This window comes from Afipia massiliensis (genome assembly GCF_001006325.2).
In the GTDB taxonomy this organism is placed as follows: Bacteria; Pseudomonadota; Alphaproteobacteria; order Rhizobiales; family Xanthobacteraceae; genus Afipia; species Afipia massiliensis_A.
On sequence record NZ_LBIA02000001.1, the window covers coordinates 512,617 to 529,068 of the forward strand.

The 16,452-nt window shown below is 62.0% G+C and carries 20 protein-coding genes and 1 tRNA gene; 15 read left to right on the forward strand and 6 right to left on the reverse strand.

What is annotated here, in order from left to right:
* Window positions 1-43: 43 nt before the first annotated feature.
* A complete protein-coding gene (gene ribB / locus YH63_RS02280) occupies window positions 44-1,120 on the reverse strand; it encodes a 3,4-dihydroxy-2-butanone-4-phosphate synthase (RefSeq protein WP_046829009.1) in 1,077 nt (358 codons plus the stop codon).
* A 235-nt stretch (window positions 1,121-1,355) separates the two neighbouring features.
* A complete protein-coding gene (locus tag YH63_RS02285; RefSeq protein ID WP_046829008.1) occupies window positions 1,356-3,083 on the reverse strand; it encodes a cation:proton antiporter in 1,728 nt (575 codons plus the stop codon).
* Between the two features lie 352 nt (window positions 3,084-3,435).
* Here YH63_RS02285 and YH63_RS02290 point away from each other — a divergent pair, with 352 nt between their 5' ends.
* A complete protein-coding gene (locus tag YH63_RS02290; RefSeq protein WP_046829007.1) occupies window positions 3,436-3,876 on the forward strand; it encodes a DUF2147 domain-containing protein in 441 nt (146 codons plus the stop codon).
* A gap of 79 nt (window positions 3,877-3,955) precedes the next feature.
* Here the strand turns inward: YH63_RS02290 and YH63_RS02295 are convergent.
* Window positions 3,956-4,032 (reverse strand) — tRNA-Pro (locus tag YH63_RS02295).
* Between the two features lie 98 nt (window positions 4,033-4,130).
* Here YH63_RS02295 and YH63_RS02300 point away from each other — a divergent pair.
* From YH63_RS02300 to YH63_RS02310, 3 genes are read left to right on the forward strand one after another with little or no spacing between them, the layout of a single operon-like run.
* A complete protein-coding gene (locus YH63_RS02300; RefSeq protein ID WP_046829006.1) occupies window positions 4,131-5,117 on the forward strand; it encodes an L-threonylcarbamoyladenylate synthase in 987 nt (328 codons plus the stop codon).
* A gap of 44 nt (window positions 5,118-5,161) precedes the next feature.
* The gene (locus YH63_RS02305) at window positions 5,162-6,589 is read left to right on the forward strand and encodes an FAD-binding oxidoreductase (RefSeq protein ID WP_046829005.1); all 1,428 of its coding nucleotides are present in this window, start codon (window positions 5,162-5,164) and stop codon (window positions 6,587-6,589) included.
* A complete protein-coding gene (locus YH63_RS02310) occupies window positions 6,586-7,044 on the forward strand; it encodes a GNAT family acetyltransferase (protein ID WP_046829004.1) in 459 nt (152 codons plus the stop codon). The genes YH63_RS02305 and YH63_RS02310 overlap by 4 nt, the downstream gene beginning before the upstream one ends.
* A 72-nt stretch (window positions 7,045-7,116) precedes the next feature.
* Here the strand turns inward: YH63_RS02310 and YH63_RS02315 are convergent, their stop codons facing one another.
* Window positions 7,117-7,890, reverse strand: a complete 774-nt coding sequence (locus tag YH63_RS02315) for an SOS response-associated peptidase (RefSeq protein WP_046829003.1) — start codon at window positions 7,888-7,890, stop codon at window positions 7,117-7,119.
* Between the two features lie 96 nt (window positions 7,891-7,986).
* On the opposite strand from YH63_RS02315, the gene YH63_RS02320 reads away from it, so the two are divergent.
* From YH63_RS02320 to YH63_RS02335, 4 genes are all read left to right on the forward strand, one after another.
* Entirely contained in the window at window positions 7,987-8,481 is a 495-nt protein-coding gene (locus YH63_RS02320; RefSeq protein WP_046829002.1) for a hypothetical protein, read from the forward strand.
* Window positions 8,482-8,483: 2 nt separating this feature from the next.
* Complete coding sequence (locus YH63_RS02325) at window positions 8,484-8,912, forward strand: NUDIX hydrolase (RefSeq protein WP_046829001.1); 429 nt, start codon at window positions 8,484-8,486, stop codon at window positions 8,910-8,912.
* A gap of 52 nt (window positions 8,913-8,964) precedes the next feature.
* Window positions 8,965-9,342, forward strand: a complete 378-nt coding sequence (locus YH63_RS02330; RefSeq protein WP_046829814.1) for a TIGR02301 family protein — start codon at window positions 8,965-8,967, stop codon at window positions 9,340-9,342.
* Window positions 9,343-9,522: 180 nt separating this feature from the next.
* A complete protein-coding gene (locus YH63_RS02335) occupies window positions 9,523-9,789 on the forward strand; it encodes a hypothetical protein (protein ID WP_046829000.1) in 267 nt (88 codons plus the stop codon).
* A gap of 283 nt (window positions 9,790-10,072) precedes the next feature.
* Here YH63_RS02335 and YH63_RS02340 read toward each other — a convergent pair whose 3' ends face one another.
* Window positions 10,073-10,246: a hypothetical protein gene (locus YH63_RS02340; protein ID WP_170978636.1), complete on the reverse strand. Its 174-nt coding sequence runs from the start codon at window positions 10,244-10,246 to the stop codon at window positions 10,073-10,075.
* A 657-nt stretch (window positions 10,247-10,903) separates the two neighbouring features.
* Here YH63_RS02340 and YH63_RS02350 point away from each other — a divergent pair.
* The 5 genes from YH63_RS02350 (at window position 10,904) to YH63_RS02370 (ending at window position 13,380) form a co-directional block, all read left to right on the forward strand.
* Entirely contained in the window at window positions 10,904-11,173 is a 270-nt protein-coding gene (locus YH63_RS02350; RefSeq protein WP_046828997.1) for a hypothetical protein, read from the forward strand.
* The gene (locus YH63_RS02355; RefSeq protein ID WP_046828996.1) at window positions 11,166-11,462 is read left to right on the forward strand and encodes a hypothetical protein; all 297 of its coding nucleotides are present in this window, start codon (window positions 11,166-11,168) and stop codon (window positions 11,460-11,462) included. Before YH63_RS02350 ends, YH63_RS02355 begins: the two co-directional genes overlap by 8 nt.
* 85 nt (window positions 11,463-11,547) lie before the next feature.
* Window positions 11,548-11,751 (forward strand): hypothetical protein, encoded by a 204-nt coding sequence (locus tag YH63_RS02360; RefSeq protein ID WP_046828995.1) that lies wholly within the window; start codon window positions 11,548-11,550, stop codon window positions 11,749-11,751.
* Window positions 11,752-11,778: 27 nt separating this feature from the next.
* Window positions 11,779-12,507 (forward strand): sensor histidine kinase, encoded by a 729-nt coding sequence (locus tag YH63_RS02365; RefSeq protein ID WP_046828994.1) that lies wholly within the window; start codon window positions 11,779-11,781, stop codon window positions 12,505-12,507.
* Window positions 12,508-12,576: 69 nt separating this feature from the next.
* Complete coding sequence (locus YH63_RS02370; RefSeq protein ID WP_137325278.1) at window positions 12,577-13,380, forward strand: transglutaminase-like domain-containing protein; 804 nt, start codon at window positions 12,577-12,579, stop codon at window positions 13,378-13,380.
* Window positions 13,381-13,465: 85 nt separating this feature from the next.
* Here the strand turns inward: YH63_RS02370 and YH63_RS02375 are convergent, their stop codons facing one another.
* The gene (locus YH63_RS02375) at window positions 13,466-14,800 is read right to left on the reverse strand and encodes a dihydroorotase (protein WP_046828992.1); all 1,335 of its coding nucleotides are present in this window, start codon (window positions 14,798-14,800) and stop codon (window positions 13,466-13,468) included.
* Between the two features lie 159 nt (window positions 14,801-14,959).
* Between YH63_RS02375 and YH63_RS02380 the strand changes: the two genes are divergently transcribed.
* Together YH63_RS02380 and YH63_RS02385 are read left to right on the forward strand one after the other, a co-directional pair.
* The gene (locus YH63_RS02380) at window positions 14,960-15,841 is read left to right on the forward strand and encodes a YgfZ/GcvT domain-containing protein (RefSeq protein ID WP_046828991.1); all 882 of its coding nucleotides are present in this window, start codon (window positions 14,960-14,962) and stop codon (window positions 15,839-15,841) included.
* On the forward strand, window positions 15,838-16,452 hold the full coding sequence (locus tag YH63_RS02385) for a DNA-3-methyladenine glycosylase I (protein WP_046828990.1): 615 nt from the start codon (window positions 15,838-15,840) through the stop codon (window positions 16,450-16,452). Before YH63_RS02380 ends, YH63_RS02385 begins: the two co-directional genes overlap by 4 nt.

Consider the following 16,452-nt stretch of genomic DNA (forward strand, 5'->3'; position numbering starts at 1 on the left):
GTCAGGTTGCAAGCGCAAAACCAGTTCCGCGCGCGCGTGACGATCAGCCTTCAAACGGCTCGTTGGCGACGATTTCGATGCCAAATCCCGAGAGGCCTTTGTAATCGTGCGTCGATGACGTGAGATGCCGGATCGATGTCACGCCGAGATCGCGCAGAATTTGCGCGCCGACGCCGACTTCGCGCCATTGCCGGTGGCGATCCGCTTCCGCCGAATGATCTTCAGGAATCGGCGCGACCGGCACACCTGCGGCACCGTCGCGCAGATAGACCAGCACACCGCTGCCGTTTTTCTTGAAATGTTCGAGCGCGGCGAGGACGCGGCCCGACCCAAAGAAGATATCCTTGACGATGTTCGGCTTGTGGAAACGCGCCAGCACGTTCTGGCCGTTGCCGACGCCCTTGTAGACGAACGCGACGTGATAAATCGGATCGAACGGCGAGCGGTAAGCATAGCCGTCGAGTTGACCGATCGGGCTATCGACGGTGAAGGTCGAGACCCGCTCGATCAGCTTCTCGCGCGCCTGCCGGTACGAGATCATGTCAGCGATAGTGACATGCTTGAGGTTGTGCTGGGCCGCGAACTTCACGACCTGCTCACCCTTCATCACCGTGCCGTCATCGTTCATCAGTTCGCTGATGACGCCGACCGGCGGCAGGTCGCACAGCTTGCAGAGATCGACCGCGGCTTCGGTATGACCCGCGCGCAGCAGCACACCGCCATCGCGCGCGATCAACGGAAAGATATGGCCGGGGCGCGCGAAGTCGCTGGCGCCCGCATTGGGATTGGCCAGCGCGCGGCAACAGACAGTGCGCTCCTCGGCCGAAATGCCGGTGGTCATGCCGGGCTTGTAGTCGATCGACACCGTGAAGGCGGTGGTGTGATTGGAGTCGTTATGGGCGACCATCGGATCGAGCCGCAGGCGGCGAGCGTTATCCGCCGTGATCGGTGCGCAGACGATGCCTGAGGTGTGGCGGATGATGAAGGCCATCTTCTCCGCTGTACACAAGGTCGCGGCGACGATCAGATCGCCCTCGCCTTCGCGGTCGTCGTCGTCGGTGACCACGACGATTTCACCCGCTGCAAACGCCTTCAGAACTTCAGGGATAGGATGGGCCATAACGTGCTCGCTCTCAAAAAGGTGCTGATCGTATGGCGCAGGGCGCGGGCGCGCGCAACTGTCCCGTCCACATGGCCGTCATCCGTAGGCGTTTGACCCGCATGAATGAGAGATATGCCCTCGCTCAATCAGAGCAAGGTCCGGATTTGCGCGCAGGACACCGGATTTTCGCAGTTTTAAACGGGAAGGCTTTCGCATGGCGAAACGCGCTCCGACAGCCCCCCGGCAACAGGTATCAGGGCAAGACTTCTTTGCGCTCGGCCAAAAGACCGTCCATCTCGGCGCGCTTCTCCTGCAGCAGGCCCTGGTCGGCGGCGTCGATGACCTTGTAAAGTTCCTCCGCGTCCGTGATGCGGGTCACCGTCACGTAATCCGCGCCGGCGGCGTAAATATCCGCTACATCGACCAACAAATCCGCCGTCGATATGATTTTCGCGTCCGGATTCATCGAACGAACATGGCGGACCAGCTTTTCGTTGTTGGCGCCCTTCAGCAGCGAATCCGGCACGCTGAGAATGATGATCTCGGCGTTGCCGACACCGGCATGCAGCAAGGTGTCGATATTGCTGATATCGCCATAGATAACGTGAATGCCGCGCGCGGTCAGTGTGCGAAACACATTCGGATTGAAGTCGACCACGCTGATCTGATCGAGCAGGGATTTGTTCTGCCGTTCGATCTCGCTGACCAGCGCGCTCGCCGCACGAAAAAAGCCGAGAATGACGATGCGTCTGGCTGCGCCGTGGCCTCCCTCGTGATCCTCATCGGCAGCTTGTGTCTGGTCGAGATCGCGAAACCCTATTCGCTTCATCGCTCCGATGGCCCATCGGGTAATCGGGTCGCTGCGCATGATCACAAAGGTCGACAGAACTGCGAGGATCACGAACGCGAATGACGCCGCGTTGGATGTCTCCTGCGTGATGTGCCCGGCGAGGATGCCGGTCTGAATCACGACCAGCGAGAATTCGCTGATCTGCGAGAGGTTCAACGCCGGCAACAGGCTGGCGCGAAGCCCCTGCTTCATGAAGTAGAGCGGCAGGAACGTCGTCACCGCCCGGCTGATCACCGTAAACGCCGCGATAACGAGAGCCAACCCGATCGTCGACGAACTCGGGATCGGGATCGTCATGCCGAGGGCCACGAAAAACAGCGTAATGAAGAAGTCCCGCAGCGTGGTGACTTTAGCCGTGACGTCGAGCGCGTAAGGGAATGTCGAGAGCGACACGCCCGCCACGAGCGACCCCATCTCCCGCGACAGATGAAGTCGCTCCGCGATTTCACCGATCAGGAAGCACCAGGCCAGCGCCCCGAGCATGACGAGTTCCGGGCTCCGCGCAATCTGGTGAAATATCCTGGGCAGCACAAAGCGGCTGAGGATCATCGCCGTCGCAACCAGCAGGCCGACCCGGCCGATCGACATCAGGACGATGCTGATCTGGAGGTCACCGAGGCTCGGCTGGACCGCAAGGAACAGGATCGCGAAGATGTCCTGAATAACCAGGACGCCGAGCGTGATGCGCCCCGGCAGCGTATCGAGCTCACGCTTTTCGTAGAGAACCTTGACGATGATGACCGTGCTCGAGAGAGCGCAGGCAACCGTCAGATACAGCGCATCGAACTTGCCGCCCCCCAGCGACAGGCCGATGGCAAGGAAGAACGCGAGACCGAGCACGCAGGCGCCGATCAATTGCCCGCCCGCGGCGAACAGGATCACGCGGCCGGCCCGGATGATCTTTTTCAGGTCGATTTCCAGCCCGATCATGAACAGCATGAAGATCAGGCCAAGCTCGGAAATCGTGCGGATCGATTCCTCGGACTTCACCCAGCCCATGCCGAACGGGCCGATGATGAAGCCACCGACCAGATAGGCGAGGATCAGAGGTTGCCGGAAAAAATGCGCGGCTAGGCCAAGCACCCAGGCAAACAGGATCGAAAAGGTAATATCGCGAATAAGTTCGTGCATGCCCTCGGCCGGCTCGGCAGCGTCAAAAATGCCTGAATCAAGCCTGTGTATAAGGACCAAAGACCGCCATGAAAGCAATATCCATGGCGCATTTTACGCGATCCGGGTTCTCGGCTGAGAGCAGTTTGCCGCAGCTTTTACCTCTGGCCTTGAATTTGAACATGTTGGCGGCCGAGAGTGCAGAGGGTGCCGCATGATTGTGCGACAAGTCCGCGCGGAACGCTGCCCGATGGTGACCGCGAAGTGACAATCATTAAAAACACGCTCACCCGAATCGCTCCGTGGCTTGAATAACGACTCCGCCTGTATAGGTTCGCGCGGGGACTCGGGGCACCACAAGAAGAAGCTGGTCATGAATTCAAAATTGAATCTCATTTTGGCGCTGGTATTTTTGAGCGGTTTGAGCGCCGCCAATGCCGACGAAGGATCCCCTCTTGGCCTTTGGCTCACGGAGAAGGGCGATGCCCGTATCCAGGTCACCCAGTGCGGGCGCGCGCTCTGTGGCAAGGTCGCGTGGCTGCGCGAGGCGATCGACCCCGCAACCGGCAGGCCGCAGACCGACGACAAGAATCCAGATCCCGCGCTGGCGTCGCGTCCCATGATCGGTGTGCAGCTTTTTCTCAGCATGGTTCCGAGCGGGCCCGGCACATGGGCTGGCCACATCTACAATGGCGATGACGGCAAGGTGTACGACAGCAAGGTTTTGCTGACGGGGCCGAGGACACTCCGCATCGAAGGATGCGTCGGCGCGATTTGCGGCGGTGAAAACTGGACCCGGGTCGGCGGCCGCTGAGGCGTGTCCCGTCGACCGCACAACCGGCAGCGGACCCTGGCGGCGCGAAAGGGAAAATAGCTGGATTTTCGGGGAGTTATGGTCGGAGTGGCAGGATTTGAACCTGCGACCCCTGCGTCCCGAACGCAGTGCTCTACCGGGCTGAGCCACACTCCGACATGGGCGCCGGTATAGCGTCGGCTCTCGCAGACCGCAAGAAGCTGTATAAGGGGGCAAACCCCTCCAGAAAGGCCACCCATGGCGCGGCTCATGCGATGAAACTCGGTCTGAATACGGCAATGATCCCGGCGGATGGAGCAGCGGGCACCGCCGCGCGCTGCCTCGAGGGCGGCGGACTTGTCGCGTTCCCGACCGAAACCGTCTACGGCCTTGGCGCCGATGCCACCAATGCCCGCGCGGTCGCCCGGCTTTACGAGGCGAAGGGCCGGCCCTCCTTCAATCCGCTGATCGCCCATGTCAGCGATTTGAAGGCCGCACGGGAGATCGCGCGTTTCGACGACAAAAGCCTCCGGCTCGCGGAAACATTCTGGCCGGGGCCGCTGACGCTGGTCTTGCCCAAGGCGTCCGGCTGCCCGGTGTCGGATCTTGCCACCGCCGGACTTGAGACCATCGCCGTGCGCATTCCGGCCCATCCGGCAGCACGCGACATTCTGCGTGCCTTCGGAAAACCGGTGGTTGCGCCATCGGCCAACATCTCCGGGCACGTCTCGCCCACGACGGCGGCGCACGTCATGGGCGATCTCGCCGGGCGCATCGATCTGATCGTGGACGGCGGGCCGGTGTCGGTCGGTGTCGAATCCACCATCGTCGGCTGTTTTGAAACACCCCTGCTGCTGCGTCCCGGCGGGCTTCCCCGCGAGGACATCGAGCAGGTGCTGGGCGAGAAGCTCGCGCGAATGCCGGAAGAAGCCGGCACGACCGACGCGCAACCGCTGTCGCCGGGCATGCTGGCCTCGCATTATGCGCCGCGCACGCCGGTTCGGCTCAATGCGCGCGAACTGGAAGCCGGCGAAGCGCTGCTGGCATTCGGGCCGCACATCATCCCCGGCTCCGAGCGCGCCAGCGTCATGAATTTGTCGGAAGCCGGCGATCTGGTGGAAGCTGCTGCGAATCTTTTCAGCTATCTTCGCGAACTCGACGCGGGCGGTTCTCGCGCGATCGCGGTGATGCCGGTTCCGCATGACGGCCTCGGCGAAGCCATCAACGATCGGTTGCAACGCGCCGCCGTTCCGCGAAACTGATCGCGCCAGGATTTCGGCAAGAAGCAAAGAAAAGAACATGAATCATGAATATCGTGCAGCCACCGCCGTCCGTTCTCTCACCTGAGTTACTGGCCCGCTTCGCGGCGATTGTCGGCGCCAAATACGCGGTGACCGATCCGCACGAAGCTGCACCCTACCTCACCGAGGAGCGCGGTCTGTTTCAGGGCCACTCGCCGCTCGTGCTCCGGCCCGGCTCGACGGCGGAGGTTGCGGCGATCTGCAAGCTCGCGACCGAGACGAAAACCGCTTTGGTGCCACAAGGCGGCAACACCGGGCTGGTCGGCGGGCAAACGCCGCACAACGGCGAAGTCGTGGTCTCGACGCGCCGGCTCGACAAGATTCGCGCGATCGACACGCAGTCCAATACGATGACCGTCGAGGCCGGCGTGATCCTCGCCAACGCGCAGCAGCGTGCAACTGACGCCGACCGGCTGTTCCCGCTGTCGCTGGGCGCGGAAGGCAGTTGCACCATAGGCGGCAATCTCTCCACCAACGCGGGCGGCATCGCCGCGCTGGCTTACGGCGTCGCGCGCGATCTCGTGCTCGGACTTGAAGTCGTGCTCGCCGACGGGCGCATCATGCACGGCCTGTCGAGCCTGAAGAAGGACAACACCGGTTACGATCTGCGCGATCTCTTCATCGGTGCGGAAGGCACGCTCGGCTTCATCACCGCGGCGACGCTGAAGATGTTCCCGAAACCGCATTCGGTCGAAACTGCATTCGCCGGCATCGTCTCCCCCGCCGATGCGCTCACCCTGCTGGACATATCCCGCAACATCGCGGCGGGAAGCCTGACCAGTTTCGAATTGATCCCGCAGATCGCCATCGATTTCGTGGTCAGGCACGGTCCGTCCATTCGCGCGCCATTGGCCGGCCAGCATCCTTGGTATGTGCTGATGGAAATCTCCTCGCCGCGCGACGACGCCCGCGACACCATCGAAGCGATCCTGACCAGAGGCATGGAAGACGGCATCGTCAACGATGCTGTGATTGCCGCCAACCTCGATCAGCGCGCGGCATTCTGGAAGCTGCGCGAAGTGATTTCGCCGGCACAGAAGCCCGAAGGCGGATCGATCAAGCACGACGTGTCCGTGCCGGTCGCCGCTGTTCCCGAGTTTCTGCGCGAGGCCGATGCCGCCGTGCTGAAACTAATCCCCGGCGCGCGTCCGTTCGCGTTCGGCCACCTCGGCGACGGCAACATCCACTACAACGTCAGCCAGCCGATCGGCGCCGACACGGCAGCGTATCTGGCACGGTGGCACGACATGAACGACGCGGTGCACGCCGTCGTCGCAAAGCTCGGCGGATCGATTTCCGCCGAACACGGCATCGGCGTGCTGAAGCGCGATGAGCTTCCGCACGTGAAGGACCCGGTCGCCCTCGACATCATGCGATCGATCAAAAACCTGCTCGATCCGCATAACATTATGAATCCGGGCAAGGTGCTGTGACCGATTCACCGGCTCCAAAAAGCAATTTGGCGGTCGCAGCGGCGGAGGACGCCGACATTCCTTCCATTGTCGCGTTATGGGAGCGCTGCGAACTGACGCGGCCATGGAACGAACCGCGCGCCGACATTGCCCGCGCGCAGCAAGGGCCGAGTTCAGCCGTGCTGGTGGGCCGTGACGGAAACGCCATCGTCGCAACCGTCATGGTCGGCCACGACGGACACCGTGGCTGGGTCTATTATGTCGCCGTGGATCCCGATCAGCACAATAAGGGATACGGGCGCGCAATCATGGCGGCCGCCGAAGACTGGTTGCGCGAACGCAGCATCGAGAAGCTTCAACTGCTCGTGCGCGCGGACAACACCCGCGTGCAGGCATTTTACGAAACGCTCGATTACGATCAGCAGGAGCGCGTTGTCTTTGCAAAGTGGCTCGATGGCCGCCCGATGACACCGTGAGATTGCAGCATCGCGCCTAGAACGAGGCTCTCCTAAAACAAAGAGCCTTTTCCTAAAACAAAGAGCCTTTTCCTAAAACAAAGAGCCCTGCCCGTTGTCCTCGGGCGCAGAGACCTTGATCTTTCTTTGCGACTCCCTGGGTTGCTTGCGGCTCGCAGCCTCGGCGATGGCGATGTCCTCTTCGCTGCACGGCAAAATGAGATCCGCACTGTCGTTGGCTACGCGATTGACCGCCGTGGAAACCTCGTGCCAGACAAATGTTCCCCGCGGCGGAGCGACCAGCATGGTCATCGCATCTTCCGCCTCGGTCATGCTGCCGTCGAGCCAGCGATCGAAGTCCGGCGGATCGATCGTCACCGGAACGCGGTCATGCAGCGATGCCATTTCCGGGCCTGACGCGGCGGTGACGATAGCGACGGTGTCGACTTCCTCACCGTTCGGGCCGGTCCAGGTTTCGGCAACGCCGGCAAAGGCGACCGGCTCGCCGTCGCGGCGGCGAATGAAAAACGGACGCTTGCGCGCCGGCGTCGCCTGCCACTCGTAATATCCATCCGCCGGAAGAAGACACCGCCGCCGCCTGATGGCATTGCGGAACGAGGGTTTTTCCAGAACCGTTTCGGCGCGCGCATTGATAACGAGCGCGAACGTGCGGGGATCTTTCACCCACGACGGCAGGAAACCCCAGCGCATCAATTGAAAATGACGCGTGCCATTTTCGAGCATGACCACCGGCACCGGCTGGGTCGGAGCAACGTTATACCGCGGTGGATAATTGGGATGCTCGGAATAGCCGAACAGGCGCCGAAGCGCTTCAGGACTAGATGCAATTACGTATCGCCCGCACATAAAAAGACTCGAAATACGTCATCTGCGGTGGAAAATGACACAGAAGTAAAACTTGTTCAGCCACCTTTAACTTCAGATGCTCAAACATCCACCACGATGTCGAATTCAGCCCTGCAAGAAATGCCCCCCACCGACGACGCGGCCGCACGCGCCCAGCGCCTGCTTGAGGCCAACATCAACCCCCGCACCGGGCTGGCGACCGATTACCTGAATCATTTCAACGAGGCGATTATGCTGCTTGAAATGGTCCCCGACATCCCCGAATGCATCGACGATTTCCTCGGCTGGGAGCCCATGAGCTATCGCGAGCATTTCGCGGCCTCGAATTTCAAGGCCCGGGACCTCGCCATCAGCGCCTATGATTCGAGCGACCCCGCCCTTCGCACCGAGTTCGACAACATCACCACGACGATGACCTCGATCCTGACCTCGGTGGGTGCGGCCATGCGCCAGGCGAGACATACCGAGACCCGCACCATCCTTGCCGAGCAGGCCGCAGGCTGGGTCAAGCCGCTGGTCACGCTGGCAGGCGCCATGATCAATGGCGGCAGCAGCGACGCCGACGACGTCGACCAGATCATGAACCGCTGACCGTGACCGACCTCTCGCATACCGGCCCCCGACTCGCCGTCAGCGCCGGCATTTTCCGCGACGGCAAGATCCTGCTGGTTCGCCGCGCCCGCGAACCGGCCAAGGGCGTCTACACCTTTCCCGGCGGCCGGGTGGAGTTCGGCGAAAGCCTGACCGAGGCGCTGACCCGCGAAATCCGCGAGGAAACCGGCCTCGTGATCGAGATCGTGGGCCTCGTCGGCTACCGCGAGGCGCTTCCCGCCCGGACCGGTGGCCACGGCCATTTCGTCATCCTGCCGTTCGCCGCCCGCTGGGTCGCCAACGAGGTCGCGCTCAACGACGAACTGGACGACGCCCGCTGGCTTTCGCCCTCCACCGCGGTCGACGGCCTGCGGGTCACCCAAGGTCTGGACGAGACCATCCGGGCGGCATCCGCCATGATGGGCCTGTAAAGCGGGCCCTTGCCTTGCTTCCGGCCCGTTGAACGGGCATATGGCGGCCTTCATGCTGAAGCGGATTTTCGCGATTTTCCTTTTGGCGGCAATGGCCGGTCCGGTTCCGGTCCGGGCCCAGGACGCGGCTGCGCCGTTCGACGGCGACCTGCAGAGGCTCGCTGAAATCCTCGGCACCCTGCATTACCTGCGCGGAATCTGCGGCACCAATGAAGGCCAGAAGTGGCGCGCCGAAATGCAGGCGCTGGTCGATGCCGAGACGCCCTCCGGCGAACGGCGCAACCGCATGATCGCAAGCTTCAACCGTGGCTATAACGGGTTCCAGCAGACCTACCGCTCCTGCACCCCGGCCGCGAATGTCGCGATTCGCCGTTATCTCGAAGAAGGCTCGAAAATCTCGCGTGACCTGACCGCGCGTTACGCCAACTGACATTTTCCGGTGGATGACGTTTCGGCCGCGGCAAGAAAATGCAGGAAATAACGGGATAACTTGCGTTCGCGCCGTTAACCTTTCCTAAAGAACCGGCTCGCGGGCCGCGCCCTGCATGCTATTCCTTGTGCAGTTTCAACCGTGCAGTCCGCCGGACGCGTTCCACAGGCAATTGATTTCATGTCGCATACTTACCCTTGGACGTCCGCTCACGGCCTTTCGCCCGATCAGGATCAGAAGCGGGCTGCGCTGAATTATCTCAACGAAGCATGGGCGGAAGCGCGTCACGACGGCGTCGACGGCGATTGCCTCGCGCAAGCGAGCCTGTTCGCCGCGTTCGCCGAGCTCGTCAGCACCTATGGCGAAGACCCGGTGGCCAAGTTCGTCGAGGGCCTCGCCGGCCGCATCCGCAGCGGCGAATTCTCGGTGGTGGAATTCCGGCAGTAATTTCCGGTACGCGCTCTTTCCCACAATTTGTCATGGCCGGGCATAGCCGTTCGAAGAACGGCGTCGCTTCCGCTCGCCTATGACCCGGCCATCCATCTTTTAAGAGAAGCATTTTCAATGAGTGATGGATCACCGGGTCAAGCCCGGTGATGACGCATCGCGTGTGTTGAGACGGCGCGCGTGATCTCTCTCCGGTCGTCCCCGCGCAGGCGGGGACCCATACTCCCTGAGTCATCAATGTTGCCGCGATAGCGGACAACTCTTTTCGTCGCCACCATGATGTTTAGTGGTTATGGGTCCCCGCCTTCGCGGGGACGACATCGTGGATGTGGCTACATCGCGCATCACGCTCGGGTTCGTCATGGCCGGGCTTGACCCGGCCATCCACGCCTTCAGTTGATTCCGCAAGCAAGACGTGGATCACCGGGTCAAGCCCGGTGATGACGATTGAATGCATGGAAGCATCCCGCGTCATTCCGACTCCCGATTCAGTTTTCAAACAGCAAACAGCCACGCGGCATCGATCTCGCGCTTGATCGCGCGAGTTGAGCTTTAGTTCCGCCCCAAGAGCGAGGGGCATGGAGCGCCGCGAGGCGCACCTTGGTATCGTTTCGCTTCCGGCATCGCTTGCGAGGCGATGAACCTCCGGAAGCGCGTCGCCTTGCGGCGCTCCATTGCGGCGATTTTGGGCGAAGGGACCGTACTTCCGGGTGAGGACGGACGCTTTCACGTCCTGATCCGGCCGGCTTTCGCCGCCTTCATCCTCGCCTCGTCCAGCCGCGAACGGCAGAGCCACGTAGTTGGCCCGGACGGTGACCCCAGCCTCCCGGACGACGTGTGTGCGAGACACGCGCGCAGGCGCCGCATCCTGCTCCGCTTCAAAGCGCCCTCGAGAAGCGCCCCTCACGAACAGGACGTGCCGAACATAAGAGTGCTTCAGAGCACGGGGATTCGTATCCCCATCACGAAGTGTTTCAGGAATTCGCGAGGAACAGCGTCTGCCTTATTCGCGCGAATTGCCGCGATTCTCGTGTAATAAACCGATGGCTATCCGCGCCACAAAGGCGCACAGTCAACTCATGCACAACCATTACGTTACCGCGCAGCGTCTCTCATGACCATGAGAACGCGGCGGGAGACGGTCATCTTCAAGCATCCGGCGCGCATCAAGGGTATTGAACGCCAGCTTCCGGCTGGCGCCTACGAAGTGGTCACCGACGAGGAAATGATCGAAGGTCTTTCCTTTCCGAGTTTCCGGCGCATCGCCACCATGATCATGGTGCCGGGCGCACCGCCGCATCATCACTCGATGGAAATGCTGACGATCAGTTCGATCGATCTCGCGGACGCGCAGCATCACGACGCGGTGGCCTCAAATGTCTGACGATCCCGTCGAACTCGATTCCCGTCGTGGCATGGCCGCGCAAAAAGCGACAGGGCTGCGGCGGATTCTCGCTGACGCCGAGGCTCATGCAGCCGTCTTGCGCGAGCGGCAGCTCCAGATCGAGAGAGAGCTGCTCGATGCGCCAGTGACGTCCTGGCCCGAAGCGGCCGCAAAGGCGCGTTATGTCCTGAATCTTTATTACGCGACGCTGGGTGCGCAGGACTCGCACCACCGGGATCTCGTTGCCTCGGTCCTCAAGGACTTCGCGAGGCTCGACAGCGAAAGCTGACTACGTTTTCCGCCTCGATTGTTTTCCGCGAACGATTGATCCTGAAACTTCATTGAGACGTTCGGCGGGAACGGGAGAATTATGCATGCTTGATATGACAACGAAAGAGCTCTCATCGCGACACGTCAAGGCGGAGGAGGCACTGCGGCTTGGCGTCGTTTCGGGATGGTACACTACGAAGATGAGCGGCACTTTCGTCACCGGTCCGCACGACACCCATGAGGACGCGCTTCGCAAGATCGCTGAATTGAGACCACCAGCTCCGCCCGCTCCAAAGCGCAAGTCGTGAGGCGCGGCCGCAACATAGGGATGATCCATGAGTCCTGTGAGATATCTCGCGCCGCTGCGTGACGTCGAGAACGAAAACGACCAGCTTCGGCAGTTGCTCATTCAGGCAGGTGTCGAAGCCCACGCCCATGTTGTCGCCGCAAAGCTCCAGACCGTCCTGATCGGGGAGCTTCATCACAGGGTCAAGAACATGCTGGCGATTGCCTCGGCGATCGCCTCGCAAAGCCTGCGCGGCGCGACCAGCATCGAGGCGGCGGAGAAGACCATCGCCAGCCGCCTGGCTGCACTGGGGATTTCCCACGATCTTCTCATTCGCGAGAGCTGGACCGGCGCGGGTTGCCGGACGCTGATCGAAAACGCGATTCTCGCGTTCCAGACCGAAGGGCTGGCGCAGTTCACGATCACCGGCGAGAACATCGCCGTGTCGTCGGGACCCGCGGTCGGATTGTCGATGGTGATCCATGAACTCAGCACCAACGCGCTGAAATACGGCGCGCTGTCGGTGCCCGGAGGCCGCGTCTCAATCACATGGTCGGTCGATGTCGAGGCGGAGCGCTTCAAGCTTGAATGGCGCGAAAGCGGCGGTCCCATCGTCATTGAACCAAAAACAAAAAGTTTTGGCAGCCGCTTCATCGAGCAAGCCTTGCCCGGCCAGCTCCAAGGCGAAGCACGATTGATCTTTGAACCAACCGGCCTCGTCTGCGACGTCAATATCCCGATAAGTTCGCTGCAGGAGCCGGTGATCGCGCTCAAGTAGCGGCATCAAAGGCCGCGGCAATACTGCCGAGGTCATATCCCCGCACATGATTGGAAACACGTGACCGGTATCAGGATTCGCGTCGGCTACGAGATGATCTACGATTTTCCGCAGGCCACGCCGATGATCATGGTGCTGGGTACGCACTTCACGCGCGCATCGGATGTGATCACGCCCGATTACCTCACCACCACGCCTTCGGTTCCAATTTTTCCCTATCGCGATATGTTCGGCAACTGGTGCAGCCGCATGGTCGCGCCGCCGGGCAGGATGCGCCTGTACGCCGATGGCATGGTCCGCGACAGCGGGCTGCCTGATGTCATTGTCACGTCGGCCGTCCAGCATGCGGTGGAGGATCTGCCGCCGGATACGCTGGTTTATTTGCTGGGCAGCCGGTACTGCGAAACGGATCGCCTGTCGGATATCGCGTGGAAGCTGTTCGAGAAGACGCCGCCGGGCTGGGCGCGCGTGCAGGCGATCTGCGATGTCGTTCATAACCATATCAAGTTTGGCTACGAACACGCGCGGGCGACCATGACCGCGTATGAAGTTTATCACGAGGGCAAGGGCGTCTGCCGCGACTACGCGCATCTTGCCGTCACGTTCTGCCGCTGCATGAATATTCCGGCGCGATACTGCACGGGCTATCTCAGCGACATCGGCACACCGAAGCCGTGGGTGGGGGATTTTGCCGGCTGGTTCGAGGCCTATATCGGCGGCCGCTGGCAAATGTTCGATCCACGCAACAATGTGCCGCGGATCGGTCGCGTGCTGATCGCGCAGGGCCGCGATGCATCCGACGTTCCGATCACGCAGACATTCGGGCCGAACACGCTGGTCAGCTTCAAGGTCTGGACCGACGAGGTCGACTGAGGCGGCTTGCGATCCATGCTGATGGATATCGCCAAATAAAAACCCCGGCATCGCTGCCGGGGCATTCCTCGGGCAACTCTTCAGATCACGCCTTCAGCGTTTCCAGAAACCGCACGGTCTCGCCGGTCGATGGGGTCGCGAGTTCGCCCTGCCACATCACGCGCCTGCCGCGCACAAAGGTGCCCACCGGCCAGCCCTTGACCTTCACGCCGTCATACGGCGTCCAGCCTGCGCGCGAGGCGACCCACTTGTTGGTGATGGTTTCCTCGCGCTTCATGTCCACGACGGTGAAGTCCGCGTCGTAACCCGCCGCGATGCGGCCCTTGCAGGCAATATTAAACAGCCGCGCCGGGCCGGCGCTGGTGAGATCGACAAAGCGCGCCAGCGACAGCTTCCCGGCGTTCACATGATCCAGCATGATCGGCACCAGCGTCTGAACGCCGGTCATGCCGGACGGCGACGCGGGATAGACCTTGTCCTTCTCTTCCAGCGTATGCGGCGCATGGTCTGAGCCGAGCACGTCGATGATGCCCTGCTCGATGCCGCGCCAGATGCCGTCGCGGTGGCTGGCGTCGCGCACCGGCGGATTCATCTGCGCGCGGGTGCCGAGCCGCTCGTAGGCCTCGGGGCCTGCGAGCGTGAGGTGGTGCGGCGTTGCCTCGCAGGAGGCGACGTCCTTGTGGCCGCGCAGATATTCGATTTCCTGCTTGGTCGAGATGTGCAGAACATGAATGCGCTTTCCCGTCTCGCGCGCCAGCGTCACCAGACGCTGTGTCGCGATCAATGCCGCGTCCTCGTCGCGCCAGACCGGATGCGAGCGTGGATCGCCCTCGATGCGCAGATGCTTGCGGTCGTTGAGACGGTATTCGTCCTCGGCATGAAATGCGGCGCGGCGACGGATCACCTTGAAAATGCGGCGCAGGCTGTCGTCGTCTTCCACCAGCAGCGAGCCGGTGCTTGATCCGATGAACACCTTCACGCCCGCGCAGCCCGGCGCGCGTTCGAGATCGGGCAGATGATTGACGTTCTCGCGGGTGCCGCCGATGAAGAACGCGAAATCGCAATGCATCCGGTGCTGCCCGGCCTTCACTTTGGCGGTGAAGGTTTCCTCGGTCACGGTCAGCGGATTGGTGTTCGGCATCTCGAACACGGCGGTGACGCCGCCCAGAACCGCACTGCGCGATCCGGTCTCCAGATCTTCCTTGTGAGTCAGGCCGGGTTCGCGGAAATGCACCTGCGTGTCCATCACGCCGGGCAGGATGTGCAGGCCCTTGCAGTCGATTACTTCACCCGCGCTGGCGCCCCCGAGCGACCCGATTTCCGCGATTCGCCCGCCGGAAATGCCGATATCCCGGACCCCCTCGCCGTCCTGGTTGACCACGGTGCCGGATTTCAGGATCACATCAAATGTCTGGGCCAATGCTCGAAACTCGTCTGGTGTTGGGGTGATTCTGCGCATCCAATGCTGTCTGCGCAGGGCCGCGCGGGCCTTGTTGTCCGCACCTTAGCGCCTTACGTTGCGGTGTAACAACCAACGGGCGAATTTTCCCAAAGAACTTGAGAATCCTGAGAAAACTTTATGAAAGCAGCGTTTCTGCCGGATCGCGGCGTCGTCAAAGTGAGCGGCGAAGATGCGAGGGCATTCCTCGACGGCCTCCTGACCACCAATGTGGAACTGGTGCGCCCCGGCATCGGCCGGTTCGGCGCGCTGCTGACGCCGCAGGGCAAGATCATCGTGGACTTTCTCGTCACCGAAGCGCCGGAGGCCCATGGCGGCGGCTTCGTGTTCGATTGTCCGCTGGTGCTCGCACAGGCGCTGACCGACCGCCTCGGCTTCTACAAGCTGCGCGCGAAGGTCACCGTCGATAACCTGTCGTCGCAGCTCGGCGTGATGGCCGCATGGGGCGGCACGCCCGCGATGACGCCCGACCTCGCGTTCGAAGACCCGCGCGATCCGCAGCTCGGGTGGCGCATCTTCGTGCCCGACGATCTGGTGGACGAGACGGCGGCCGCCATCGGTGCGGAGGTCGACGAGAGCGACGCCTACGAGACGCACCGCATCGCCTGCGGCATCCCGCGCGGCGGCGTCGATTTCATCTACAGCGACGCCTTCCCGCACGAAACCAACATGGATCGCCTGCACGGCGTCGATTTCGACAAGGGCTGCTATGTCGGCCAGGAGGTCGTGTCGCGCATGGAGCATCGCGGCACCGCACGGACGCGCACCATCCGCGTGCGCCTCGACGGCTCGGTGCCGGAAATCGGCCTGCCGGTCACCGCCGGTGACAAGCCGGTCGGCACCATGGGCTCGTCCGCCAACGGCCTTGGCCTCGCGCTGCTGCGCACCGACCGCGTCTCCGATGCACTCGACGCCGGACTGGCGCTGACTGCGGGCGGCCTCCCGATCAGTCTTGTTTCGCCTGATGACGTGAAGGCCGCGCCGAAGAAGGCCTCGGCATGAAAAGCGTGCGCCTGCACGACGACGGGTTGGTGCGCTGCCCGTGGCCGGGCGAAGACCCGCTCTACATGGCCTATCACGACAATGAATGGGGCGTTCCGGAATACGACGACCGCGCGCTGTTCGAAAAACTGATCCTCGACGGATTTCAGGCCGGTCTGTCGTGGATCACGATCCTGCGCAAGCGCGACAATTTCCGAAAGGCATTCGATGAATTCGAGCCGGCGAAAATCGCACGCTACAGCGACAAGAAAGTCGCCGCGCTGATGAATGACGCCGGCATCGTGCGCAACCGCGCCAAGATCGAGGGTACGGTCAACAGCGCCAAGGCCTATCTGAAGATCATGGAAGAAGGTCCCGGGTTCTCGGCGTTCCTGTGGGACTTCGTCGACGGCAAGCCCAAGGTCAACAATTTCAAGACCACGGCGTCGGTGCCTGCCGCAACCCCGCTTTCGACGACAATGTCCAAGGAGTTGATCGGCCGCGGCTTCAAGTTCGTGGGCCCGACCATCGTGTACGCCTTCATGCAGGCCACCGGCATGGTCAACGATCATCTCGTGACCTGCCACTGCCATGACAAGTGCGGAAAAATGAAGAAGCCGAAGCGGCGCTGA